Genomic DNA, 24,329 nt, shown 5'->3' on the forward strand with positions numbered 1-24,329 from the left:
CGGTCAGGGTGTGAAGGGCCGCGCGGGCCACGGCGACTCGGCGGGCCGCAGCGCGTCGAGACCGGCGCCGTTCATCGCGGCCTGGAGCGCGAAGACGCCCACGACCAGGCAGTTGTTGTGCAGGTCGCCCGCGAGGATCCCGCTGACGAGGTCGGCGAGCGGGACGCGGGCCAGCTCCATGTCGGCCTCCTCCTCGGCGACCGCGAAGCGCTCGCCGTCCGCCTCGGAGACACCGCGCGCGAGGAAGATCCGTACCGCCTCGTCCGTACCGCCGGGGCTGGTGTAGACGTCGGTGAGGACCCGCCAGTCCTCGGCCTTGACGTGCGCCTCCTCGTACAGCTCGCGCTGGGCCGCGTGCAGCGGATTCTCGCCGGGGATGTCGAGCAGTCCGGCCGGGATCTCCCAGAGCTTCTGCCGTACGGGGTGCCGGTACTGGCGCAGTACGAGGACGCGGTCGGCGTCGTCGAGGGCGAGGACGGCCACCGAGCCGGGGTGGACCTGGTAGTCGCGGACGGCGGTGGTGCCGTCGGGCATGACCACCTCGTCCGTGCGTACCGACGTCTTCTTGCCGGTGAACGGCGTGGAGGTCACGGTGACCCGCCACTCCTCCTGAGTGTCCTTCAGCATGCTGCGCCTTCCGAGTCCGTGACCGTACCGAGTGACCGGGAGCGGGCGCCGGGCCCGCTCCCGTAACGCCGCCTTCAGCCCTGCCGCTCCTGCGCGTCCTGCTGCTGGCGCGCGACCGCCGCCTTGACCAGCCCGGCGAACAGCGGGTGGGGCCGGGTGGGGCGGGACTTCAGTTCGGGGTGCGCCTGGGTGGCGACCAGGTACGGGTGCACCTCGCGCGGGTACTCGACGTACTCGACGAGCTTGTTGTCGGGCGAGGTGCCCGAGAAGACGATGCCGGTCGCCTTCTCCAGCTCGGCGCGGTAGGCGTTGTTCACCTCGTAGCGGTGGCGGTGCCGCTCCTCGACGTACGGCTGGTCGCCGTAGACCTCGCGGACGATGGAGCCCTCGGCGAGCTTCGCCGGGTAGGTGCCCAGGCGCATCGTGCCGCCGAGGTCGCCCTTGCCGTCCACGATGTCGAGCTGCTCGGCCATGGTCGAGATGACCGGGTGTCCGGTGCCGGGGTCGAACTCGGTGGAGTTGGCGTCGGCGATCCCGGCGAGGTTGCGCGCGGCCTCGATGACCACGCATTGCAGGCCGAGGCAGAGTCCGAGCAGTGGGACGCGGTTCTCACGGGCGAAGGTGATCGCGGTGACCTTGCCCTCGACGCCTCGGTCGCCGAAGCCGCCGGGCACGCAGATCGCGTCCACGTCGCCGAGCTGCGCCGCCGCGCCCGCCGGGGTCCGGCAGTCGTCGGAGGTGACCCACTTGACGTGCACCTTCGCGTTGTTGGCGAATCCGCCGGCGCGCAGCGCCTCGGTCACCGACAGATAGGCGTCGGGCAGGTCGATGTACTTGCCGACCAGCGCGACCTTCACCTCGTGGGCGGGCTCGTGCACCCGCTTGAGCAGGTCGTCCCACTGAGCCCAGTCCACATCGCGGAAAGGCAGGTCCAGCCGCCGGACGACGTACGCGTCCAGGCCCTCGGTGTGCAGCACCTTGGGGATGTCGTAGATGGAGGGCGCGTCGATCGCGGCGACCACCGCGTCCTCGTCGACGTCGCACATCAGCGAGATCTTCCGCTTGATGGCGTCCGGCACATGGCGGTCCGCGCGCAGCACGATCGCGTCGGGCTGGATGCCGATGTTGCGCAGCGCGGCCACCGAGTGCTGGGTCGGCTTGGTCTTCAGCTCGCCGGAGGGGCCGATGTACGGCAGCAGCGAGATGTGCACCACGAAGACGTTGTCCCGGCCGACCTCGTGCCTGACCTGGCGGACCGACTCCAGGAACGGCAGCGACTCGATGTCGCCGACCGTGCCGCCGACCTCGGTGATGACGACGTCCACGTCGTCGGTGGCCATCCGGCGGATACGGGACTTGATCTCGTTGGTGATGTGCGGGATCACCTGCACGGTGTCACCGAGGTACTCGCCGCGCCGCTCCTTGGCGATCACCGTGGAGTAGATCTGGCCGGTGGTGACGTTGGCGGAACCCGCCAGATTGACGTCGAGGAAGCGCTCGTAGTGGCCGATGTCGAGGTCGGTCTCGGCGCCGTCGTCCGTGACGAAGACCTCGCCGTGCTGGAAGGGGTTCATGGTGCCCGGATCCACGTTGAGATAAGGATCGAGCTTCTGCATGGTGACCCGCAGGCCCCGTGCCTTGAGCAGCGCCCCGAGGCTGGAGGCCGTCAGGCCCTTGCCGAGAGAGGAGGCCACACCACCGGTGACGAAGATGTGCTTCGTCGTGGATTTCGGCGCATTCTTCAGAAAAGCTGCCAAGAGGGGGCTCCCGTGGTCGCGAGGTGAGGGTCGGGACGGCGTTCGTGCTTGGGAGCGCCGTCGCGGCGGTTCAGTGGTTCATCCCACCGGCCCACGGGCTACCAGGGTATCAGCGACCCCGGCCGCCGAATGATGCGCCACGGCGGCCGACGGGCACGACCGATGACTTTCGCCACTCCGGGCCGCCACCGCCCGGCCTCCGCCCGGCCTCCGGACGGCCATCGCGCGGTCGCCGGGCGGTCTTGGTGAGGTCTTCGTGAGGTCTTCGGGCAGCTTTCGTGCGCTCTTCTGGCCGTCGAAGCGCCGTCGAAGGGCCGTAGTAAGGCCGTAGTAAGGCCGTAGTAAGGCGTTGTAGCGCAGCCGCGGGGCCGTCGTGGAGCCGCCGCGGGGCCGGTACACCCGACCGGCGGAGCGAAGATCGCGGAGACATGCGCACGCCCTCCTCGGACGACGTATCCTGCACGGACGCATTGCTACGAGCCGACCGGCACGGCACTATCCCCGCCCAGTTCCCGGATCATGAGCTCGTCCAAAATCCCCAGACCGCAAGACCGTCCCCAGCGGGGGCGGCGCCTGTCGTTCGACTGGAGTTGCACGTGGCCGGGCTCATCGAGGACTACGCCCTCATCGGTGATATGCAGACCGCCGCACTGGTCTGCCGGGACGGCACGGTCGACTGGCTGTGCCTCCCCCGGTTCGACTCGCCCGCCGTCTTCGCCGGACTGCTCGGTACCGAGCAGCACGGCTTCTGGCGGCTCGGCCCCGCGCACGGCAAGGACGACCAGCCCCCGGCCGCGACGCGCCGCAGGTACCGGGGCGACTCGCTGGTGCTGGAGTCCGAGTGGGACACCGAGCGCGGCACGGTCCGTGTGATCGACTTCATGCCGCCGCGTGACGGCGCCCCCCAGGTCATCCGGATCGTGGAGGGCGTGCACGGCCGCGTCCCGATGCGCTCCGCCCTGCGGATGCGTTTCTCCTACGGGCAGATCACGCCGTGGGTGCACAAGGTCGGCGACCGTACGGTCGCGGTGGCCGGGCCCGACTCCGTGTGGCTGGACACGGAAGTCGACACCTACGGCCAGGATCTGACGACGTACTCCGAGTTCACCGTCGCTCCCGGCGACCGCATCGCGTTCACCATCAGTTGGGAGCCGTCGCACAAGCCGCAGCCCTCGCTGCCGGAGCCCGAGGCGTCGCTGACCGCCACCGAGGACTTCTGGCGCGAGTGGGTCGAGCAGTGTACGTACACCGGGCCGTACCGGGACGCGGTGGTGCGCTCGCTGATCACGCTCAAGGCGCTGACGTACGGGCCGACCGGCGCGATCGTCGCCGCGCCGACCACCTCGCTGCCCGAGGACATCGGCGGGGTCCGCAACTGGGACTACCGCTTCACCTGGCTGCGCGACGCCGCGATCACCCTGTCCTCGCTGCTGCGCACCGGCTACCGCGACGAGGCCCGCGCCTGGCGCGAGTGGCTGCTGCGCGCGGTGGCGGGCGACCCCGAGAACCTCCAGATCATGTACGGCATCGCGGGCGAGCGCGAGCTGGGCGAGAACGAGCTGCACTGGCTGCCCGGTTACGAGGGATCCTCCCCCGTCCGGATCGGCAACGGCGCGGCCCACCAGCTCCAGCTCGACGTGTACGGCGAGGTCACCGAGGCCCTGCACCTGGGCCACATGACGGGCCTGGCCCGCAACGACTACGCGAGCGTCCTCCAGCTCAAGCTGATCCGCTACCTGGAGAAGCACTGGAACGAGCCGGACGAGGGCATCTGGGAAGTCCGGGGCCCGCGCCGCCATTTCGTGCACTCCAAGGTGATGGCCTGGGTCGCGGTCGACCGCACCGTCAAGCTCATCGAGTCCGGCGAGGTCGACGGCCCGCTGGAGCGGCTCAAGGAGCTGCGCGAGGACATCCACTACGACGTGTGCGAGAAGGGCTTCGACCGGGAGCGCAACACCTTCACGCAGTCCTACGGCTCCAAGGAGCTGGACGCCTCGCTGCTGCTCATCCCGCAGATGGGCTTCCTGCCGCCGGACGACAAGCGGGTCATCGGCACCATCGAGGCGATTCAGCGGGAGCTGTCGACCGAGGACGGCTTCGTCCTGCGCTACCCCGTCTCCAGCGGCGCCGACGGCGAGGAGAATCTGGACGGCCTGCCCGGCGACGAAGGGGCGTTCCTCGCCTGCTCGTTCTGGCTCGCCGACGACCTCGCGATGATCGGCCGGGTCGAGGAGGCGCGCAAGCTCTTCGAGAAGCTGCTGGCGCTCCGCAACGACCTGGGTCTGCTCGCCGAGGAGTGGGACCCGCGCCGCAAGCGCCAGGTCGGCAACTTCCCGCAGGCGTTCAGCCATGTGCCGCTGATCGACACGGCGCTGCGGCTCACCGCCACCGGGGCGTTCCGCGCGTAGCGGGTCCCGGACCCCGGTCCGTCAGACCTGCGTCAGCTCGTCGTAGACGCTGAGCACCTGGGCCACCGTGTCGTCCTCGGTGGGCCAGGTGGCGGCCTGGGCGCGGCCCGCCACGGACAGGGCGGTACGGCGGCCGGGGTCGGCGAGCAGGGTGACGACGGCGCGGGCGAGGGCCGCCGCGTCGCCGTAGGGGACGAGGACGGCCGCGTCGCCGACGAGTTCGGGGGTGCCGCCGACGGCGGTGGCGATCAGGGGAACGCCTGCGTGCAGGGCTTCCTGGGCGATCAGCGGGCGGGCCTCCCAGCGGCTGGGCAGCACGACGAGGTCGGCGGCGGCGAGCAGTTCCGGCACGTCGTCGCGGCGGCCGAGCAGGACCACCGGGAGCTGTTCCGCCTCGATCCGCTTCTCCAGGGCCGCGCGCCTACTGCCCTCGCCCGCGACGGCGACCAGCGGCGGCGGTTCGAGACCCGTCCAGTGGGCGGCGGCGTCCAGCAGCAGGTCGTAGCCCTTGTGGGCTTCGAGGCGGCCGACGGCCAGCAGCAGCGGGCGGTCGATCGCGCCGAATTCGGCGCGGGTCTTGTGGGTGTGCCGCTCGCCGTCGCCGGGCAGGCGCGGCGGCGGGGCGACTGGGCGCGGTACGGCGGCCGGTGCCAGCCTGACGTCCTTGGCGCCGAGGTGGCGGGCCCGGTCGACGAGTTCGGCGCAGACGCCGAGGACGACGGTGGCGCCGCGTACCGCCCGGCGCTCCAGCCAGCGCAGCAGCGCGGCGCGGCCCGCGCCGTCGTGTTCCGCGGGGGCGCCGCCGTGCCAGGTGAGAACCAGTGGGGTGCTGCGCCCGCCGAGCGCGATCGCGGCCAGCAGTCCGGCGCGCAGGCCGTGCGCGTGGACGATTCCGGCGCCGGAGAAGACGGCGCGCAGGGCGGCGACGGCGGGCGCGTCGGTGGCGGCGGCGGCCCTGCGGCCGATGTCGAGGGGTACGAAGCGGGCGCCGGTGCCGGAGAAGGCGTAGTCGGCCTCGGCGGCGGGGGGCCCGCAGACGGTGACCGCGACACCCCGCGCCACGAGCCCGCCCGCCAGCGAGCTGACGTGCGCTCCCGACGTCGTGCCCATGACGTGCACGGCGTGGAGCTGCCCCTGGAAGGGGGTGGACATGCTGCTCACGCGGGGCACTGCTCCTGACTCGGCACGGGACGGCGGGTGTTGGCGGGTACGGGCAACCCCTCCAGGATGCCAGGCCGCACCCGCGGGTCACCGGTCACGGTCGCGCTCAGGCCCGCTCACCCGCCCTTGGGATCACCCATACGGGTGTGCCACGCGGCCCCAGGAGTCAACGTGCCGCACTCCGGGCGCGTTCCACAACCGCTCGTGGGAGGAGATCCGGTCGCCCGCGGCGGTCATCGCGATGAGCGCCGCCGCGTGCAGCAGCAGCCCGGTCCTGCCGTTGGCGACGACGATCGCCGCGCCCAGCGCCGCGCCGAGCGCGTGGGCGCCGCCGTCGCCGAGCATCGTCCGCTCGCTGAGGTCGTCGCCGAGTACGGCCGCCGCGGCGCCCACGGGGGCCGCGGCCAGCACTCCCGCGGGGCCGCGGCGCAGCAGGCCGGGCACGCCGACGGCGATGACCGCCTTCGCGGCGCGGCCGGGCGAGATGTCCACCAGGTTCACCGCGTGCGCGGTGCCCGCGATGACGACGCCCGCGAGCAGTTGGTCGAAGGGCCGCACCTTGAGCAGGGTGCCCGCGGCGAGCCCGGCCGCGCCGATGCCGAGGAGTTTCACGGCGCCCGAGGTGAACCGGCCCTCGCGCAGTGCCTTCAGATGCGCGCCGAAGCCGCGTTCGTCGGGCGAGCCGGCCTGGTCGTCGTAGGCCCCGCAGGCGCCCGCGGCCAGTGCGGCGCCGACGGCCGCGATCCGGGAGCGTACGGTCAGGCCGCGCGCGGTGCCCAGGGCAGTCGCGGCCCCGGCCGCGGCGGCCAGGCCGCCGTACAGCTCCACACCGCGCCCCGCGTAGTTGCTGCGCTGCCACATCCGGGCCTCGACCGGGGGCCGCCTGCGCAGCTCCGCGTAGGCCGCGCGGGTCGCACCGGCCGCCGCCATGCCGACGGACAGCCGTCCCGACCGCCCCTTCCAGCCACGCCTGCTCATCCCGCTGCCTCCACGTCGTCGCCGTCGTCCGCTCGCGGCCAACCGCCGCGCCCGGCTGCGCAATTACCCGGCCCGCACAGCCTTCCCCGCCACGCCCCCGGAAAGCCGTCTCCGCGCGCTCCCGCCGCGCGCGGCACATTATCCGACCGCGCCGATGTCCTCCGGACCCGGACCACCACGGGCCCTCAGGCCCGCCCGACCGACGCGCCGCGTCCGGCCCCGCCCCTGTCCCGGACCGCCAAGGGCCCTCCGCGGCCGAGGTGCCGTACCGCCCTCGCCGCACCCGGCCTCCTTCGACAGGCCGCCCCCCCGACCGACCCTCACCCTCCCGCCGCCCGCCGCCCGCCGCCGCAACGACTGACGGCCACGCGCCCCCCGCCCGCCCGGGCGGCGCACCCGCACGTCGCCATCCGGACCTGCGGTCCCAGACACACTCCTCGGGCACCTCCGACCGGAACGGCCGGGCCTCAGCGACACGCCAGCGCCACCGGCCTGCATCGGACGGCCACGCGACCTCACGCCAGGACCGGCGGCGCAGCCGGACCTCGGCGTCCGGGCCCGCTCCTCGGACCGCCGCGAGACCCCGTCCACGTCCGAGCGGAGCGGTCGGGGCTCAGCGACACGGCTGGCGCTCCCGCCCCGGCCTGCGCCGGACCGCCGCGAGACCTTGGGCACGTTCGACCGGGGCGGTCAGGGGCTCGGCGACGCGGCTGGCGGCAGCGGGCCGGGGTGTCGGGGGGTCAGCGGGCCGCCTTGGCCGCGGCGAGGAGTTCCTCGGCGTGGGCGCGGCCCAGTTCGGAGTCCTCGAGACCGGCGAGCATGCGGGAGAGCTCCTTCACCCGGGCCTCGCCCTCCAGGATGGTGACGCCGCTGCGGGTGACGGACCCGTCGTTGGTCTTCTCGACCAGGAGCTGCCGGTCGGCGAAGGCCGCGACCTGCGGGAGGTGGGTGACGACCACGACCTGCGCGGTACGGGCCAGGCGCGCCAGGCGGCGGCCGACCTCGACGGCCGCCTTGCCGCCGACTCCGGCGTCCACCTCGTCGAAGAGGTACGTCGGCACCGGGTCGGACCCGGCGAAGACCACCTCGACGGCGAGCATGACGCGCGACAGCTCACCGCCCGAGGCGCCCTTGGCGATCGGCCGGGCCGGGGAGCCGGGGTGCGGGGCCAGTTGCAGCTCCACCTCGTCGGCGCCGGTCGGGCCGAAGGCCACGGCCCGGCCGCCCACCTCGATCCCGGCGTCGGGCTCGGCCGTCTCGGTCTGCCGGATCGCGACGCCGACACGGGCGTGCGGCATCGCCAGCTCGGCGAGTTCCGCGGTGACGGCGGCGGCGAAACGGTCCGCCGCCTCGCCCCGCGCGTCGGTCAGGTCCTGGGCGAGCGCGCCCAGCTCCGCGCGGAGCGCGTCCCGCTCCGCGGTGAGTCCTTCGATCCGCTCGTCGTCGCCCTCAAGTTCGCCGAGCCGCGCGGCGCTCTCCTCGGCCCAGGCCAGCACGCCGTCGATGTCGACGCCGTACTTGCGCGTCAGATGCGCCAGTACGGACCTGCGCTCCTCGACGGCCGCGAGCCGCAGCGGGTCGGCGTCCAGATTGTCGGCGTATCCCGCCAGCTCGCCCGAGACGTCACCGAGCAGGATGCCGATCTCTCCAAGCCGGGCCGCCAGGCCCGCCAGCTCCGGGTCGTGCGCGCTGACCGTGTCCACCGCGCGCTGCGCCCCCGCGACGAGGGTGCCCGCGTCCACGCCCTCCGGGTCCTCCGGGTTCCCCGCGAGCGCCGCGTGCGCGATGGCCGCCGCGCTCGCCAGCGCCTCGGCGTGGCCGAGGCGGGCCGCCTCGGCGGCCAGTTCGGTGTCCTCGCCCGCGACCGGCTCGGCCGCCGCCACTTCCTCGATGCCGAACCGCAGCAGGTCCGCTTCCTGCGCGCGCTCCCTGGCCCGCGTCGTCAGCTCGTCCAGCTCCGCGGCGACCTCCCGCAGCCTGCGGTAGGCCGACCCGTACTTCGCCAGCGGCGCCGCGACGGCGTCGCCCGCGTACCGGTCCAGGGCCTCGCGCTGCCGCGCCGGGCGCAGCAGGCCCTGCTGGTCGGTCTGGCCGTGCACGGCCACCAGGTCGTCCGCCAGCTCGCCGAGCAGCCCGACCGGGACGGTACGGCCGCCCACGAACGCCCGTGAGCGGCCTTCCGCCGAGACGGTACGGCTGATCAGCAGCGCGCCGTCGTCCAGCTCCGCGCCCGCTTCCTCCGCCCGTACGGAGGCCCGGTTGCCGGGGGCCATCGTTATCCGGCCCTCGACGGACGCCGCCTTCGCGCCGATGCGTACCAGCGCAGGATCGGCCCGGCCGCCCAGGAGCAGGCCGAGGCTGGTCACGACCATGGTCTTGCCCGCACCGGTCTCGCCGGTCACCGCGGTGAAGCCGGGTGAGAGTTCCACCACGGCGTCCTCGATGACCCCGAGCGACCGGATTCGCATTTCCTCCAACACGGGTACGACCATACGAGGTTTGCGCCCCGCCGCGCGACGGTCCCCTGCGGGGGGCGGTGCGCATCTCCGGGGCGCGGCCCCGAACGGGTCCCCCTTGCGGAGTGGGCAAGCGTCTTCCGGGGCGCGGCCCCGGGCCGTTCTTCGCCGGGGCGGCACACCGGTCTTTTCAGGGGCGGCTGGGGCTGCGCGGCCCGCCGAAGCGCTCCGGCGGGGCACCACCGGCCCCAGCGGGGCAGACCGGCTGTTCTCGGGCCGGCGGCCCGGTGGGGGCTGGTCGCGCGGTTCCCCGCGCCCCTAAGGACCAGGCCCCGCGCAAGGGCAGCGCCCTGTGCTCACGCCCGCGACGGGCACCCGCCTGCGCGTATCGAACGGTCCGCCGTCGGGCGGGTTATTGGGGGGCGCCGCGCCATCCGGCGACGGGGAGGGCGAATTTGGCGACGAGACGGTCCGTGAAGGAGGCGTGGTGGAGCCGGGCCAGCCGCACGGGCACGGCGCCCCGGCGGACTTCGACGCGGGCACCGGCGAGAAGCTCGACGGTGCGGCGGCCGTCGCACCACAGGACGCCGTGCGGCGTCTTGGGCTGGACCTCGACGGCGAGGACGGAGCGGGGCGAGGTCACCAGGGGCTTGGCGAAGAGGGCGTGGGCGCTGATGGGCACCATCAGGAGCGCTTCGACCTCGGGCCAGACGACGGGCCCGCCGGCCGAGAACGCGTAGGCGGTGGAGCCGGTGGGGGTGGCGCAGACGACGCCGTCGCCGCCGAAGCGGGAGACCGGGCGGCCGTCGACCTCGGTGACGACCTCCAGGAGGCGTTCGCGGGACGCCTTCTCGACCGAGGCCTCGTTGAGCGCCCAGTCGGTGTGCACGATGTGCCCGTCGTTGCGGACCAGCACGTCGAGGGTCATCCGCTCCTCGACCTCGTACTCGCGGGTGACGACGCGGTCGACGACCTTGTCGAGGTCGTCCCGCTCGGCCTCGGCGAGGAAGCCGACCCGGCCGAGGTTCACGCCGAGCAGCGGGACCCCGGAGGCGCGGGCGAATTCGGCGCCGCGCAGCAGTGTGCCGTCGCCGCCGAGTACGACGATCAGCTCGCAGCCCTCGACGGACTCGGGCCCCGGCTCCGTGACGTGCTCGACCTCGGCGGGCAACGGCAGGTCCGCGGCCTCCTCGGCGAGCAGCCGTACGCCGATCCCGCACCTCAGCAGCCCCTTGACCACGCGCTCCGCACTGCGGATGGCGGCCGGGCGGCCGGTGTGGGCGAGCAGGAAGACGGTACGGGCGCCGCCCGGTCCGCACTGCGCGTCGCGTCCGGCTTCGGATCCGGTTCCGGATTCGGTCTTGGTGGTCAACGGGGCCCCTCCGCCACAGCACGGTCGACATCGGCCGGGTCCAGAGGAGGCGCACCGGCCCGCAGCCACAGAAAATATTCCACATTCCCGGACGGTCCGGGCAGCGGACTGGCCGTGACGCCCAGCACCCCGAGCCCCAGCTCCGCCCCCTGAGCGGCGACCTTGCGTACGCTCTCGGCCCGTAGCTGGGTGCTGCGGACGACGCCACCGCTGCCCAGTCGTTCCCTACCCACCTCGAACTGCGGCTTCACCATCAGGACGAGATCGGCGTCGGGCGCGGCGCACCGTACGAGCGCGGGCAGCACCAGACCGAGCGGAATGAACGACAGGTCGCCGACGATCAGGTCGACGGGGGTGCCGTCGATGTGGTCGAGCGTCAACTCGCGGACGTTCGTACGGTCCTTGACGGTGACGCGGTCGTCGCTCTGCAACGACCAGGCCAGCTGGCCGTAGCCGACGTCGACCGCGACGACCTCGGCGGCGCCCGCCCGCAGCAGCACATCGGTGAAGCCGCCGGTGGACGCGCCCGCGTCGAGCGCCCTGCGGCCCTCGACGGTCAGCCCGCGCGGCTGGAGCGCGGCGAGCGCGCCGGCCAGCTTGTGGCCGCCGCGCGACACGTAGTCGGGTTCGTCGGCGTCCCGCGCCACCACCACGGCGGCGCTGGTCTCCACCTGCGTGGCCGCCTTCGTGGCGGTCGCGCCGCCGACGGTCACCCGCCCGGCGGCGATCAACTGGCTTGCGTGCTCCCGCGAGCGCGCGAGACTCCGGCGCACCAGCTCGGCGTCGAGTCGGCGTCGTGCCACCACGTACGGTTCAGCTCCTGTTCTCGTCCAGCGCGGCGAGTGCGTCCCGCAATCCGCGGTGCGCGTCCTCGTACACCTCTATGTGTCCCGCGGTCGGCAGTTCGTCGGCGTCCGACAGCCGGGCAACCGCCGCGTCCACGTCGGCATTCCCCGTCTCCCGCAGCACCACGCCGAGCGGTACGGGACCGGCCGCCTCCGGCAGGGCGTGAACGGCCCCGTCCGCCGGTCCGACCGCGTCGGCGTCCTGCGCCGGTGCGGCGTCCGGCGCCTCGTCGCCGTCCGGGGCCGGTGCGGCACCGGACGGCCCGAAATCGAGGTCACTCACCGCCGTTACCCGCCTCCGGCCCCGGTGCGGACTTCTTCGCGGGCGTGGCCTTCTTCGCGGCGGGCGCCTTCTTGGCCGCGGCCTTCTTCGCGGCGGGCGCCTTCTTGGCCGCGGCCTTCTTCGTCGTGGCCGTGCTGGCCGTCGTCGACTTCTTCACCGCGGCGGTCTTCTTGACGGCGGACGCCTTCTTCGCCGCGGGGGCCTTCTTGGCTGCCGTCTTCTCGGCCACCGTCTTCTCGGGTGTCGCCTTCTTCGCCGTCGCCTTCTTCGCCGGGGCGGTGCCTTCCGGCTGTTCCGGCGTCGCGGGGGCCGCGGGCGCCGGAGGGGCCGCCTGGGCCGGGGTGGGCCTGGCCGGAGTGGTCTTGCGGGTGGCGGACTTCTTCGCGGGCGCGGTCTTCTTGGCCGCGGCCTTCTTGGCGGACGCGGTCTTCGTGGCGGCCGGGCCCGTACCCGCGGTGGCGGTCTTCCGGGTCGGGGCGGCCTTCTTCGCCGCCGGGGAGGCCGGGGAAGCCGGAGCGGCCGGAGAAGGAGACGTCGCCGACTTCCTGGCCGCCGTCTTCCGCGGCGAAGGCGCCTTCTTCGCCGCCGCCTTGCGGACCGCGGTCGACGCCGTGCCCTTGGGAGCGGTCGCCGCGGCCGGGGCCGCCTTCTTCGCGGGCGCGGCGGCGGGCGCCGCGTCCGGCTCGACCTTGACGTGCTGGACCGGCGGGGCGGCGCCGCGCCGGGGAGCCGCCTCCGAGGGCCGGGCCTGCCCGGCACCGCTGTCGGCCGCCTCCTCGTCGGTGGACTCCAGGTTCCCGATGCGCCGTTCGAGCGTTTCGAGGACGACGCCGACCTTCGTCACTTCGTCGGCGAGGCGGCCGACCCGGCTCATCGTCTTGTCGACTTCGTCCCGGATGAGTCCGAGCAGCAGGTCACGGTTGGCCCGGCCCGAGGCCATCAGCTCGTCGGCGAGGGTCTGGACTTCGGCCGGAATGGCGGAGCCGATCCTGCGCTGGACGGCGTCGACGTCTATTCCCGTCTGGTCGAGCAGCTCCCTCGCCGCGTCGATCGTGCGCCGCCGGGTGGCCTCGGTCAGGCCGCCCGCGATCTGTAGACAGGTACGCAGCGCGTCCCGCATCGCTCACACTCCTCGCCTCGCCGTTGACGTATCCGGTCACGACGCTACCGCGTATCGCGACCGCGGCCCGAGCACGGTGCCCCGCGGTGCTGCGGTAGCGTCGTCCGGACGTGCGCGCGGACCGCGCACGATCCGGCACGATCCAGAAGGACACCGCACCGATGGCGACGATCGAGGAGTGCCGCAGCGCGCTCGACCGACTGGCGGCGAACCTCGCCGACGCCGAGGGCGGCGTGCGCTCAGCCGCCGCCATGGACCGCTCCCTGAGCTGCCGGATCACCGATCTGGACGTGACCTTCGTGGGTCGGCTGTCCGGCGGCCGGATCGAGGACGTGACGACCGTGCCGGGCACGCCCGCCGACAAGGCGCAGATCAGGCTGACCATGTCGGGCGACGACCTGGTCGCCCTGGTCGGCGGCGAGTTGAACTTCGCCAAGGCGTGGGGCAGCGGCCGGGTCAAGCTCCAGGCCGGCCTGCGGGACGTCCTGCGTCTGCGGTCTCTGCTGTAAGCGGGCCGGGCGCGGAATCACCGGATCCGGATACGGAACCGGCTGCCGACGCGGAGTCACGCGCGGCACCTGACCCGGAATCCGACACCGTGCCCAGCCCCGAGCCTGGCACGGCATCAGACCCGGCCCCCGGCACGGAACCAGGCCCGGAACCGGGCACGGAATCGACGGGGTCGGAGCCCGTACCGGACTTGACGCCGGGAGCCGGTTCCGAGTCCTGGCCCGGCTCGGCGTCGGTGAGGGTCGCGCCGGCCGCCACCGCACCGGCCCGCCGCGCGGCGGGCACCACCAGCGGCGTACCGCTCTCCGGGTCCTCGATGATCCGGCAGCGCACCCCGAAGACCCGCTCCACCAGCTCCGCGGTGATGATCTCGGCGGGCGGCCCCTGCGCCTCGATCCGGCCGTCGCGCATGGCGATCAGGTGAGTGGCGTAGCGCGCGGCCTGGTTGAGGTCGTGCAGGACGGCGACGAGCGTACGGCCGCGCTGTTCGTGGAGTTCCGCGCACAGGTCGAGCACGTCGAGCTGGTGCTGGATGTCGAGGAAGGTGGTCGGCTCGTCGAGCAGCAGCAGCGGGGTCTGCTGGGCGAGGGCCATGGCGATCCAGACGCGTTGCCGCTGTCCGCCGGACAGTTCGTCGACATAGCGATCGGCCAGGGCGGTGACGCCGGTCGCCGCCATCGATTCGTCGACGATTCGCTCGTCCTCCGGCGACCACTGCCGCAGCAGCCCCTGGTGCGGGTACCGGCCGCGCGACACCAGCCCCGACACGGTGATCCCGTCGGGCGCCACCGAGCTCTGCGGGAGCAGCCCCAGCGTCCTGGCGACCGCCTTCGCGGGCAGCGTGCCGATGGCCTGGCCGTCCAGCAGGACCTGGCCCGCGGCCGGCTTCAGCAGCCGCGACAGCGCGCGCAGCAATGTCGACTTGCCGCAGGCGTTCGGTCCGACGATGACGGTGAAGGACTGGTCGGGTATGGCGACCGACAGCTCCTTCGCGATGACCCGCTGGTCGTACGCGAGAGTGACGGACTCGGCGGCGAGGCGGGTCATGCGGGACGCTCCGTGTTCTGCCGAAGGGGTCTGGCGGGTGGTGTCTGCCGGTGGCCGCGGCTGCTTCCGTCGGCCGCCGCGGCGCGGTCTCAGCCGCGCTGTGAGCGCCGTACGCTCGGGGCCGGCCGCGCCCTGCGTACGCTCCGGGTCGACCGCGCTCCGCGCGTTCTCCGTACGCTCCTCGCGTTCCGTACGCGTCCTCATATCCGTCCGGCCCTCCGCTCCGCGATCAGCAGCCACAGCAGATAGCCGCCGCCGAGCACGCCGGTGGCGACACCGACCGGCACCTGGCCTGAGCCGAAGGCGCGTTGGGCGGCCAGGTCGGCGGCGACGAGCAGCGCGGCGCCCAACAGCGCGGACGACAGCAGCGAGACACCCGGCGAACGGGTCAGGCGCCGGGCCAGTTGGGGCGCGGTCAGCGCGATGAAGGCGATGGGGCCCGCCGCCGCGGTGGCGGACGCGGTGAGCAGGACGGCGCCGAGTACGACGATCAGCCGGGTGCGTTCCACGCGGACGCCCAGCGCCGCCGCCGCGTCGTCGCCCATCTCGCTGATCCGCAGCGCGCGTCCCTGGGACAGCAACAGGGGCATGAGGACGCCGCAGGCGACGAGCAGCGGCCAGACCTGGTCCCAGTCGCGGCCGTCGAGGGAGCCGGTGATCCAGACGATCGCGCGGGCGGCGTCCACGAAGTCGGCCTTGACCAGCAGATAGCTGTTGACGGCCGACAGCACGGCCGAGGCGCCGATGCCGATCAGCACCAGCCGGTAGCCGTGCACCCCGCGCTTCCAGGCCAGCACGTAGACGGCGATGCCGGTGAGCAGTCCGCCCGCGACCGCGCCGATGGAGACCTGGTAGGCGCTGCCCTTGAGCAGCACGATGACGATCAGCGCGCCCGCGGCGGAGCCCTGGCCGAAGCCGATGACGTCGGGGCTGCCGAGCGGGTTGCGGGAGACGGTCTGGAAGGCGGCGCCCGCCATGCCGAGCGCGGCGCCGACGAGCAGCGCCACGATCACCCGCGGCAGCCGCAGGTCGCGGACGATGAACTCCTGGGCGGCGGTGCCGTGTCCGGTCAGGGTGCGGACGACGTCGAGCGGGGCGATGGCGTAGTCGCCCGTGCCGATCAGGACGACGGAGACGGCGAGGGCCGCGAGCAGCAGGACGCAGGAGACGAGGGCCGCGCGCCGGTCGAACCGGACGGACAGTCCGCCGCGGGTGCGCAGTACGGGTTCTCTCACAGTTCGGCCATCCTTCGGCGGCGTACGAGGGCGATGAAGACCGGTCCGCCGAGGACCGCGGTGACGATGCCGACCTGGAGTTCGGCCGGGCGGGTGATGAGCCGTCCGACCACGTCAGCGCCGAGCAGCAGCACCGGTGACAGCACGGCCGCGTAGGGCAGGATCCAGCGCATGTCGGGTCCGGTGATGCCGCGTACGACGTGCGGCACCATCAGGCCGATGAAGACGATCGGCCCGCAGGCGGCGGTGGCCGCACCGCACAGCAGCGTGATGGAGATCATCACCAGCACGCGGGTGCGGGTCAGTTTGGCCCCGAGGCCGCGGGCGGTGTCGTCGCCGAGCGCGACGGCGTTGAGCGGCCGGCCGCTGATGAACGCGAGTACGGCGCCGGCCAGGAGGAACGGGGTCACGTAGCGGACGGTCGCCATGTCGGCGGCGGCGAGCGAGCCGACCTGCCAGAAGCGCATCCGGTCCAGGGCCGCGTTGTCGCTGAGTTCGACGGCGGTGGTCCAGCCCTGGAGCACGGCGGTGACGGCGGTGCCCGCGAGGGCGAGGCGGACCGGGGTCGCGGACCGGCTGCCGCCGATGACGTAGACCAGCGCCGAGACCACGGCCGCGCCGCCGAGGGCGAACCACACGTAACCGCTCATGCTGGTCACGCCGAAGAAGCTGATCGCGGAGACGACGGCCGCCGCGGCGCCCGCGTTGACGCCGAGCAGTCCGGGGTCGGCCAGCGGGTTGCGGGTGAGGGCCTGCATGGCCGCGCCCGCGACGCCGAGCGCGGCGCCGACGAGGAGTCCGAGGACCGTACGCGGCAGCCGCAGTTTGCGGATCACCACGTCGTTGTCGGTGCCCGCGTAGTGGAACAGCCCGTGCCAGACCTGGTCGACGGGTATGTCCTTGGCGCCGATGGCGATGCTCGCGAGGGCCACGACGACCAGCAGGCCGACGGCGGCGAGCAGCCCGGCGGCGCGTTTCGCGTTCGCCCGCGCGACGCTGCCGCGGCGTTCGACGGCCGGTGGGCCGGCGACCTGCTGTCCGGTGACCGGAGCGGGTGGGGAGTGACGATCGACCAACACGGTGATTAGGTTAGCCTAACCTGGCCACCTCAACTCCGAGCAGAGCGGCTGTCTTGATGAATCCCCCTCGTTTCTCACCCATGTCCGGAATGTCGCGGCGCGGCGTGCTCGCCGTGGGCGGCTCCGTCGGTATCGGCGCCCTGCTCGCGGCTTGCGGCGGCTCCTCCGACAAGGACTCCAAGGACTCGGGCGCCGACTCCGGCGGCACGGCGGACTCCGGCGCCAAGACCCCCGCGGGCCCCTGGTCCTTCACCGACGACCGCAAGACCACGGTGAAGCTCGACAAGACCCCCGCCAAGCTGGTCGCCTACGTCGGCGCCGCCGCCGCGCTGCACGACTACGGCGTCGAGTGCGTCGGCGTCTTCGGCCCGACCACGGTCAAGGGCGGCGGCGCCGACGCCCAGGCGGGCGACCTCGACGTCAGCAAGCTCACCGTGGTCGGCAACACCTGGGGCGAGTTCAACATCGAGAAGTACGCGGCTCTCACCCCCCAACTGCTGATCAGCCACATGTACGAGGCGCCGACCCTCTGGTACGTGCCGGACGAGAGCGCCAAGAAGATCCTCGGCATCGCGCCCAGCGTCGGCATCAGCCTCAAGGGCGTCCCGATCACCACCCCGCTCCAGCGGTACGCCGAACTCGCCGCCTCCCTGGGCGCGGACATGGACTCGACCACCAACGCCGCCGCCAAGGCCCGCTTCGAGAAGGCGTCCGCCGATCTGCGCGCCGCCGCCAAGGCGTCCGGCGGCATCAAGGTGATGGCCGCCTCCGGCAGCGCCGACTCCTTCTACGTCTCCACCCCGCCCTCCGCGTCCGACCTCAGCTACTACAAGAGCCTCGGCGTCGACTTCATCGTCCCCGACAAGGTCGAAGGCGGCTTCTTCGAGACGCTGAGCTGGGAGAACGCCGACAAGTACAAGCCCGACATCATCATGCTCGACAACCGCACCGCGACCCTCCAGCCCAAGGACCTGGCGGCCAAGCCCACCTGGGCGCAACTGGCCGCCGTCAAGGCCGGACAGGTCATCGGCTGGCCGAGCGAGCCGATCTTCTCGTACGACAAGTGCGCCGCCCAGATCGAGGCGCTGACCAAGGCCATCGCCGGTGCGAAGAAGGTGAGCTGACGCCGTGTCCACCGCGCCCTACCTCTTCTTCCACCCCCGCGTCCTGCGCACCGAGCGGCTGTCGCCCACTCTGGTACGGATCGTGCTCGGCGGCGACGACCTGGCCGGCGTCGTGAGCGGCGGCCGGGACCAGCGCTTCAAGCTCTTCCTGCCGCAGCGGGGCCAGACCCGCCCGGTGCTGCCGGAACCGCTCGGCGCCGACTGGTACGCCGACTGGCGCGCCCTCGACCCCGACGTCCGCGGCATCATGCGGACGTACACGATCCGCGCGGTCCGCCGCGACCCGCTGGAATTCGACATCGACTTCGCCCTGCACGGCGACCTCGGCCCCGCCTCCCGCTGGGCCCAACAGGCCAAGCCCGGCGACCCGGTGAGCATCCTCGCCCCGGCAGGCGAGGACAACGGCGGCGTCGACTTCCAGCCGCCCGCCGGTACCGACTGGGTGCTGCTGACCGCCGACGAGACCGCGCTGCCCGCCGTGGCGAGCATCCTGGAGTGGCTGCCCGCGGGCATGCCCGTCAAGGTGTGGATCGAGGTCGCCCACCCCGACGACCGCATCCCGCTCACCACCGACGCCGACGCCGACATCACCTGGCTGGTACGGGAACACCCCGGCGCCGACCGCACCGCCGCGCTGCTGGCCGCCGTCCGCGACGCCGGGGACCTGCCCTCCGGCACCCCCTACGCCTGGATCGCGGGCGAGGCCGCCTCGGCACGCGCGCTCCGCCGCCACCTGGTCAACGACCGCGGCATCGACCGCAAGGCGATCAAATTCACCGGCTACTGGCGGCACGGCGTCACCGAGGACGACCTGCTGGCGGCGGCCGTCGCACAAGCCGAAGCCGAGGCCGAGGCGGGCGCGAAGAGCGAGGCCACGGCGGACGCGGACGCCTGACCCGGCCGCGCGCCACGGGGCGCGCACCGCATGGCGCGCACCGCGTCAGGCGGGCGGGTGCGGCGCGGTCAGACGCGCCCGCGCGGGTCAGCCGGGCTCAAGTGCCGGTCCGGGCCCGCATCATGGAGCCCGCCTCCGAGCCCCGGCCGGGCTCAGAGCCCCGGCCTGCCGCAAAGTCCCAGCCGGGCTCAAAGGCCCAGCCGCGCCAGTGCCTTGTCCGCGTCCAGGCCGCATGTGCCGTCGCCCGCCGACGTCCAGGCCGCGGCGCACAGCGCGCGCAGTCCGTCGAGCGCGTCGCCGTCACCGTCGAGCACGAGCGCGTCCGAGGCGGCGGAGGCGGTCCAACCCCCGCAGCGGAAGCCGCCGTCGGCCGCCGTGACCTCCGGCTGCGCGGCCAGCAGCCCGCGCAGGTCGGCGGCGACATACGTGGGACGGTGGCGCGGCTCGGCGGCGAGCAGGTGGGACGCGTCCGTCACCCCGGTCAGCACGAGCAGCGAATCCACCTCGCCTGCGTACGCGCCCTCGATGTCCGTGTCGAGCCGGTCCCCCACCACCAGGGGCCGCTTCGCCCCCGTCCTGATCACCGTCTCGCGGTGCATCGGCGGCAGCGGCTTCCCCGCGACCTGCGGCTCACCGCCGGTCGCGATCCGTACGACCTCCACCGCCGCGCCGTTCCCCGGCGCGATCCCGCGCGCGCTCGGAATCGTCAGATCCGTGTTGGACGCGAACCATGGCACGCCCCGGTTCACCGCGTACGCCATCTCCCCGAGCTGCGACCACCGCAGGTCGGGCCCGTACCCCTGCACGGCCGCCACCGGCTCGTCGTCCGCCGACTCCACCGGCCGCAACCCGCGCTCGCGCAGCGCCGCGAACAGCCCCTCGCCGCCCACCGCGAGCACCTTCGCCCCCTCCGGCACCTGATCGGCGATCAGCCGCGCCACCGCCTGCGCCGAGGTGATCACCTCGTCGGCCTCCGCGGGCACCCCGAGGTCTGTGAGGTGCTCCGCGACGGCCTGCGGCGTACGCGAGGCGTTGTTCGTCACGTAGGCCAGGCGCATCCCGTGCCCGCTCGCCGCGGCCAGCGACTCGACCGCGTGCGCGATGGCGTCACCGCCCGCGTACACGACCCCGTCGAGGTCGAGGAGCGCCGTGTCGTACGCCGTGTCCAGCGGTCCTTCGGTGCCGTTCGGACTGGTCCGGTGGGTCATGACGGGCTCGCTCCTCGGGGTGTCGTCGATGACCCCGATCATCCCTCATGGCCGCCCCGGACATAGCATGCGCTGATGACCAACTCCGGACTCAACGGCGAGCACGGCCTGCGTCTGAAGCCCTTCCGCGGGCTCCGCTACGTACGACAGCGCGTCGGCAGCCTGGCCGCGGTGACCTCACCGCCGTACGACGTCGTCGTACGCCCCGACGGCCAGCGGCGGTTGGAGACGGCCGACCCGCACAACGTCGTCCGGCTCATCCTCCCCGAGGCCGAGACACCGGCCGCCCGGCACGGCAAGGCCGCCAGGACCCTCACCGCCTGGCTCGACGAGGGCGTCCTCGCCGCCGACCCGCTGCCCGCCCTCTACGTCTACGAACAGCGCGACGGCGACCACCTCCAGCGCGGGGTGATCGGCGCACTGCGGCTCACACCGCCGGAGGACGGCGTCGTCCTGCCGCACGAGGACGTCATGCCCGGCCCGGTCGCCGACCGCGCGGCCCTGATGCGCGCGACCGGCGCCAATCTGGAGCCGCTGCTGCTGTCCTACCGCCAGGGCGACGCGACGGCCGCCGTCATCGACCGCACCGCCGCCGACGCCGAGCCGCTGCTGGCCACGGTCACCGAGGACGGGGTACGGCACCGGCTGTGGGCGCTCACCGACCCCGCCGACCACGCGGCTGTCGAGGCCGATCTCGCGTCCCACCAGGCCCTGATCGCCGACGGCCACCACCGCTGGGCGACCTACCGGCTGCTCCAGTCGGCCCACCGCCCCGGCACCCCCTGGGACTACGGCCTCGTCCTGCTGGTCGACACCGCCCGCTACCCGCTGCGGGTACGCGCCATCCACCGCGTCCTGCCGCGGCTGCCGCTGGCCGACGCGCTGGAGGCCGCCCGCACCAGCTTCCGCGTACGGCCGCTGCCCGGTCCTTCGCTGGACGGCGCGCTCGACGCGCTGGCGCAGGCGGCGGACGACGGCAACGCCTTCCTGCTCGCGGGCGACGGCGGCTTCCACCTGCTGGACCGGCCCGACCCGGCGGCCATCGAGCGCGGCGTACCGGCCGACCGCCCCGCGCGCTGGCGCCGCCTGGACGCCGCCGTCCTGCACAGCCTGCTGCTCGACGACGTCTGGAAGGTCCCCGACTCCCCCGAGGACATTCGCTACATCCACGACACGGCCGCCGCCGTCGGCCTCGCGGAACGGCTGCACGGCACGGCCGTCCTCATGCACCCGGTGCACGAGGACGTCGTCCGCGACCTCGCCCGCCAGGGCGTGACCATGCCTCGCAAGTCCACGTCCTTCGGCCCGAAACCGGCGAGCGGACTGGTGATGCGCAGCGTCGGACTCGGCTGATCCGGCGCCTCGTCCGGGTCGTGGCGGAGGCGCGGCGGAGGCGGGGCGGAGTCGAGGCGCGGCCGGGTCGTAGCCGGGCATACGAAAGGGCGGCACCCGCGGTGTGCGGGTGCCGCCCTTTCACGTGGGACGCGTGCGGGTGTCAGTGCTCGTCGTCGCTCTTCGGCTCGCCGTGGGCGGCGGGCTCGCGGAACGGCGAGTCGAGGAAGGAGGACGGGGCGGCTCCGTCGGCCGCCTCGGCCTTCTGCTCGGCCTTCTCGGCGTCGTCGGAGCCCTCTGCGTCGTGGGCGCTTTCGTCGTCGTCCTCGTCGTCCGAGTCGTCCTCGTCCTGCGCGGACTCGTCGGTACCGCCGACGGGCTCCTCGGAGGTCTCGGAGGTCTCGTCGTCGTCCTCGTCGGAGACGTCCTCGTCCGAAACGTCGTCGTCCGTGTCGTCGGCGTCGTGCTCGTCGTCCGCCGCCTCGTCCGCCGTGTCCGGCCGCTGGGGCTCGGACTCGGACTCGGCCGCGTCGTCCTCGTCGATGGCGTCGACGAATTCCACGCCGTCGAGCTGGGCGAGGCGGTCGGAGGCGTCGGTGGTGCCGTTGTGGTCGGCTTCGAGCGCCTTCGCGAACCAGTCGCGGCCCTCGCGCTCACGGCCGACGCGCAGCAGCGCGTCCGCGTAGGCGTACCGCAGGCGGGCGGTCCACGGGTGCACGGCGTTGGACGCCAACTCGGAGCTCTGGAGGGTGACCACCGCGGCCTCGTCCTGGCCCATGTCCTGCCGGGCCCCGGCCGCGACCAGGCGCATCTCGACCTGGCCGGCCTTGTCCAGCTTGTGCACCTCGGGGGCGCCCGCCATCTCCAGCGCGCGCTCCGGACGGCCGAGACCGCGCTCGCAGTCCGCCATCACCGGCCACAGGTCGACGGTGCCGGTCATCCGCCGGGTCGCCCGGAATTCGGCCAGCGCCTCGGCGTACCGCTCACTGGCGTACGACGCGAAGCCCGCCGCTTCCCTGACGGCCGCGACGCGGGACGCGAGACGCAGCGCGACGCGCGAGTACGCGTACGCCTGCTCGGGCTCCTCGTCCAGCAGCCGGGCCACCATGACGAGGTTGCGCGCCACGTCCTCCGCGAGCGTCTTCGGCAGGCTCATCAGCTCCTGGCGCACGCTCGGGTCGATCTCGTGGCCGGTGACCTCGTCAGGGATCGGCAGCCTGCGGACGGGCTCCCGCTCCTCACGGCGGTCGTCCCTGCCCCGGTTCTCGAACCGGCCGCGGCCCTCGACCACGGGGCGACGCCCCTGGCCGCCACGGTCCCGGTCGTCGTCCCGACGCGGGCCACGCGGACGGTCGTCACGGCGGTCATCGCGGCGGTCGTCGCGGGGCCGGTCGAAACGGGGACGGTCGTCGTCGCGGCGCGGACCGCGCGGGCGGTCGTCACGCGGGCCGTCGAAACGGGGACGGTCGTCGCGGGGCCTGTCGTCCCTGCGGAACCCGCCACCGCCGCCACCGGGGCGGTCGTCACGCGGGCGGTCGTAGCGCGGCCGGTCCTCACGGGGACGGAAGCCGCCGCCGGACCGGTCGTCGCGCCGGTCGTCACGGGGCCTGTCGAAGCGGGGGCGGTCGTCACGGGGCCTGTCGTCACGGGGACGGTCCTCGCGCGGGCGGTCAAAACGAGGCCGGTCGTCACGCGGGCGGAAGCCACCGCCGCCACCGCCGGAGCGGTCGTCGCGGGGGCGGTCCTGGCGCGGGCGGTCGTCCCTGGGACGGTCGTCGCGGGGGCGGTAGCCGCCGCGGTCGTCCTCACGGCGCGGGCCACGGGGACGGTCGTCGCGCCGGTCGTCACGCGGACGGTCGTCACGACGGAAACCGCCACCACCGCCGGGACGGTCCTCACGCGGACGGTCAAAACGAGGCCGGTCATCGCGCGGGCGGAAGCCACCGCCACCGCCACCGGGCCGGTCCTGACGGGGCCGGTCATCCCTGGGACGGTCGTCGCGCGGGCGGTAGCCGCCGCGGTCGTCCTCACGGCGCGGGCCACGGGGACGGTCGTCACGCCGGTCGTCACGCGGACGGTCGTCACGACGGAAACCACCGCCACCGCCGGGACGGTCCTCACGCGGACGGTCAAAACGAGGCCGGTCGTCACGCGGGCGGAAGCCACCGCCGCCACCGCCGGAGCGGTCGTCACGGGGGCGGTCCTGGCGCGGACGGTCGTCACGGGGGCGGTCGTCACGGGGGCGGTAGCCGCCGCCGGCCGGAGGACGGCCACCACTGTCGCGGCGGTCGTCGCGCGGGCGGTAGCCGCCACGGTCGTCTTCGCGGCGCGGGCCCCGCGGACGGTCGTCACGTCGATCGTCGCGACGGAAGCCGCCGGTGGGACGGTCACCGTCCCGCCGCGGACCGCTGCTGCGGTAACCCCCGCGGTCGCCGCCGCCGTTCGGGCGCGAGTCCCGGCGTTCGGGACGCTCGGGCCGGTCTTCAGGCGAGTTGGGCATCGACGTGACTCCTGTCGGATCGTACTGCTGTAGTGCGAGTCTCTCGCCATGACGGAGAGGACGCGCACCGAAGAACAACGAAAAAAGACCCCCGGTCCCAGCGCTTAGGCCAGGACCGAGGGTCCATAAAGATTGTTCGGCGGTGTCCTACTCTCCCACAGGGTCCCCCCTGCAGTACCATCGGCGCTGAAAGGCTTAGCTTCCGGGTTCGGAATGTAACCGGGCGTTTCCCTAACGCTATGACCACCGAAACACCATGAAACACACACCCCACACCCCCGGTGAAGGGGGCATGGTGGTGGGCTGGTTGTTTCAGAACCACACAGTGAACGCGAGCAACAATGGACAAGCCCTCGGCCTATTAGTACCAGTCAGCTCCACCCCTCACAGGG

At 73.5% G+C, this 24,329-nt stretch carries 18 protein-coding genes, 1 rRNA gene and 2 pseudogenes; 6 read left to right on the forward strand and 15 right to left on the reverse strand.

The genetic code is table 11. The annotated features are described in order from the left end of the window. Positions 1–3 precede the first annotated feature (3 nt). Both ABZX65_RS02420 and ABZX65_RS02425 read right to left on the reverse strand, forming a co-directional pair. Positions 4–627: an NUDIX hydrolase gene (locus ABZX65_RS02420; protein ID WP_355333518.1), complete on the reverse strand. Its 624-nt coding sequence runs from the start codon at positions 625–627 to the stop codon at positions 4–6. A 74-nt stretch (positions 628–701) separates the two neighbouring features. Then, the gene (locus ABZX65_RS02425; protein ID WP_355333611.1) at positions 702–2,372 is read right to left on the reverse strand and encodes a CTP synthase; all 1,671 of its coding nucleotides are present in this window, start codon (positions 2,370–2,372) and stop codon (positions 702–704) included. 602 nt (positions 2,373–2,974) lie between these two features. Between ABZX65_RS02425 and ABZX65_RS02430 the strand changes: the two genes are divergently transcribed. After that, positions 2,975–4,792 (forward strand): glycoside hydrolase family 15 protein, encoded by a 1,818-nt coding sequence (locus ABZX65_RS02430; protein ID WP_355333520.1) that lies wholly within the window; start codon positions 2,975–2,977, stop codon positions 4,790–4,792. Between the two features lie 21 nt (positions 4,793–4,813). Here ABZX65_RS02430 and ABZX65_RS02435 read toward each other — a convergent pair whose 3' ends face one another. From ABZX65_RS02435 to ABZX65_RS02465, 7 genes are all read right to left on the reverse strand, one after another. Further along, positions 4,814–5,944 (reverse strand): glycosyltransferase family 4 protein, encoded by a 1,131-nt coding sequence (locus ABZX65_RS02435; protein ID WP_355333613.1) that lies wholly within the window; start codon positions 5,942–5,944, stop codon positions 4,814–4,816. Positions 5,945–6,085: 141 nt separating this feature from the next. After that, positions 6,086–6,931: a hypothetical protein gene (locus ABZX65_RS02440; RefSeq protein WP_355333523.1), complete on the reverse strand. Its 846-nt coding sequence runs from the start codon at positions 6,929–6,931 to the stop codon at positions 6,086–6,088. Positions 6,932–7,671: 740 nt separating this feature from the next. Next, positions 7,672–9,423 carry a DNA repair protein RecN gene (gene recN / locus ABZX65_RS02445; RefSeq protein WP_355333525.1) on the reverse strand — a complete coding sequence of 584 codons (1,752 nt, stop codon included), beginning with the start codon at positions 9,421–9,423 and terminating at the stop codon, positions 7,672–7,674. Between the two features lie 376 nt (positions 9,424–9,799). Further along, positions 9,800–10,759: an NAD kinase gene (locus ABZX65_RS02450; protein ID WP_355333527.1), complete on the reverse strand. Its 960-nt coding sequence runs from the start codon at positions 10,757–10,759 to the stop codon at positions 9,800–9,802. Further along, a complete protein-coding gene (locus ABZX65_RS02455) occupies positions 10,756–11,562 on the reverse strand; it encodes a TlyA family RNA methyltransferase (RefSeq protein ID WP_355333529.1) in 807 nt (268 codons plus the stop codon). The genes ABZX65_RS02450 and ABZX65_RS02455 overlap by 4 nt, the downstream gene beginning before the upstream one ends. A 10-nt stretch (positions 11,563–11,572) precedes the next feature. After that, on the reverse strand, positions 11,573–11,887 hold the full coding sequence (locus ABZX65_RS02460) for a hypothetical protein (protein WP_355333532.1): 315 nt from the start codon (positions 11,885–11,887) through the stop codon (positions 11,573–11,575). Continuing rightward, a complete protein-coding gene (locus ABZX65_RS02465; RefSeq protein ID WP_355333534.1) occupies positions 11,880–13,007 on the reverse strand; it encodes a histone in 1,128 nt (375 codons plus the stop codon). Before ABZX65_RS02465 ends, ABZX65_RS02460 begins: the two co-directional genes overlap by 8 nt. A 161-nt stretch (positions 13,008–13,168) precedes the next feature. Here ABZX65_RS02465 and ABZX65_RS02470 point away from each other — a divergent pair, with 161 nt between their 5' ends. Continuing rightward, positions 13,169–13,516: an SCP2 sterol-binding domain-containing protein gene (locus ABZX65_RS02470; protein WP_355333615.1), complete on the forward strand. Its 348-nt coding sequence runs from the start codon at positions 13,169–13,171 to the stop codon at positions 13,514–13,516. A gap of 265 nt (positions 13,517–13,781) precedes the next feature. On the opposite strand, the pseudogene ABZX65_RS02475 reads toward ABZX65_RS02470, so the two are convergent. From ABZX65_RS02475 to ABZX65_RS02485, 3 genes and pseudogenes are all read right to left on the reverse strand, one after another. After that, a pseudogene (locus ABZX65_RS02475) lies at positions 13,782–14,564 on the reverse strand (ABC transporter ATP-binding protein); the annotation flags it as partial. A 200-nt stretch (positions 14,565–14,764) separates the two neighbouring features. Beyond that, positions 14,765–15,799: an iron chelate uptake ABC transporter family permease subunit gene (locus ABZX65_RS02480; protein WP_355333537.1), complete on the reverse strand. Its 1,035-nt coding sequence runs from the start codon at positions 15,797–15,799 to the stop codon at positions 14,765–14,767. After that, positions 15,796–16,761 (reverse strand): iron chelate uptake ABC transporter family permease subunit, encoded by a 966-nt coding sequence (locus ABZX65_RS02485; protein WP_355333618.1) that lies wholly within the window; start codon positions 16,759–16,761, stop codon positions 15,796–15,798. The genes ABZX65_RS02480 and ABZX65_RS02485 overlap by 4 nt, the downstream gene beginning before the upstream one ends. Positions 16,762–16,958: 197 nt before the next feature. Between ABZX65_RS02485 and ABZX65_RS02490 the strand changes: the two genes are divergently transcribed. Then, the gene (locus tag ABZX65_RS02490; protein WP_355333539.1) at positions 16,959–18,002 is read left to right on the forward strand and encodes an ABC transporter substrate-binding protein; all 1,044 of its coding nucleotides are present in this window, start codon (positions 16,959–16,961) and stop codon (positions 18,000–18,002) included. Between the two features lie 4 nt (positions 18,003–18,006). Then, complete coding sequence (locus ABZX65_RS02495) at positions 18,007–18,897, forward strand: siderophore-interacting protein (RefSeq protein WP_355333542.1); 891 nt, start codon at positions 18,007–18,009, stop codon at positions 18,895–18,897. Between the two features lie 188 nt (positions 18,898–19,085). On the opposite strand, the gene ABZX65_RS02500 is transcribed toward ABZX65_RS02495, so the two are convergent. Beyond that, positions 19,086–20,105, reverse strand: coding sequence for an HAD-IIA family hydrolase (locus ABZX65_RS02500; RefSeq protein ID WP_355333544.1), 1,020 nt, complete (start codon positions 20,103–20,105; stop codon positions 19,086–19,088). Positions 20,106–20,180: 75 nt separating this feature from the next. Here ABZX65_RS02500 and ABZX65_RS02505 point away from each other — a divergent pair, with 75 nt between their 5' ends. After that, positions 20,181–21,458 carry a DUF1015 domain-containing protein gene (locus ABZX65_RS02505; RefSeq protein ID WP_355333546.1) on the forward strand — a complete coding sequence of 426 codons (1,278 nt, stop codon included), beginning with the start codon at positions 20,181–20,183 and terminating at the stop codon, positions 21,456–21,458. Positions 21,459–21,966: 508 nt separating this feature from the next. Here the strand turns inward: ABZX65_RS02505 and ABZX65_RS02510 are convergent. Then, positions 21,967–22,653, reverse strand: a pseudogene (locus ABZX65_RS02510) (hypothetical protein); the annotation flags it as partial. Between ABZX65_RS02510 and ABZX65_RS02515 the strand changes: the two are divergent. After that, a complete protein-coding gene (locus tag ABZX65_RS02515) occupies positions 22,624–23,970 on the forward strand; it encodes a hypothetical protein (RefSeq protein WP_355333548.1) in 1,347 nt (448 codons plus the stop codon). The pseudogene ABZX65_RS02510 and the gene ABZX65_RS02515 sit on opposite strands and share 30 nt — an antisense overlap. Positions 23,971–24,071: 101 nt before the next feature. Here the strand turns inward: ABZX65_RS02515 and rrf are convergent. Next, positions 24,072–24,188, reverse strand: a 5S ribosomal RNA gene (gene rrf / locus ABZX65_RS02520). Positions 24,189–24,329: the final 141 nt, after the last annotated feature.

Source organism: Streptomyces sp. NPDC003300 (genome assembly GCF_040610915.1).
In the GTDB taxonomy this organism is placed as follows: Bacteria; Actinomycetota; Actinomycetes; order Streptomycetales; family Streptomycetaceae; genus Actinacidiphila.

What these genes read in the sequence shown, in the direction of transcription:
- ABZX65_RS02420 (WP_355333518.1), bottom strand. Translation starts at nt 627, where the DNA reads ATGCTGAAGGACACTCAGGAGGAGTGGCGGGTCACCGTGACCTCCACG.
- ABZX65_RS02435 (WP_355333613.1), bottom strand. Translation starts at nt 5,944, where the DNA reads ATGTCCACCCCCTTCCAGGGGCAGCTCCACGCCGTGCACGTCATGGGC.
- ABZX65_RS02440 (WP_355333523.1), bottom strand. Translation starts at nt 6,931, where the DNA reads ATGAGCAGGCGTGGCTGGAAGGGGCGGTCGGGACGGCTGTCCGTCGGC.
- recN (WP_355333525.1), bottom strand. Translation starts at nt 9,423, where the DNA reads ATGGTCGTACCCGTGTTGGAGGAAATGCGAATCCGGTCGCTCGGGGTC.
- ABZX65_RS02465 (WP_355333534.1), bottom strand. Translation starts at nt 13,007, where the DNA reads ATGCGGGACGCGCTGCGTACCTGTCTACAGATCGCGGGCGGCCTGACC.
- ABZX65_RS02470 (WP_355333615.1), top strand. Translation starts at nt 13,169, where the DNA reads ATGGCGACGATCGAGGAGTGCCGCAGCGCGCTCGACCGACTGGCGGCG.
- ABZX65_RS02490 (WP_355333539.1), top strand. Translation starts at nt 16,959, where the DNA reads ATGTCCGGAATGTCGCGGCGCGGCGTGCTCGCCGTGGGCGGCTCCGTC.
- ABZX65_RS02500 (WP_355333544.1), bottom strand. Translation starts at nt 20,105, where the DNA reads ATGACCCACCGGACCAGTCCGAACGGCACCGAAGGACCGCTGGACACG.
- ABZX65_RS02505 (WP_355333546.1), top strand. Translation starts at nt 20,181, where the DNA reads ATGACCAACTCCGGACTCAACGGCGAGCACGGCCTGCGTCTGAAGCCC.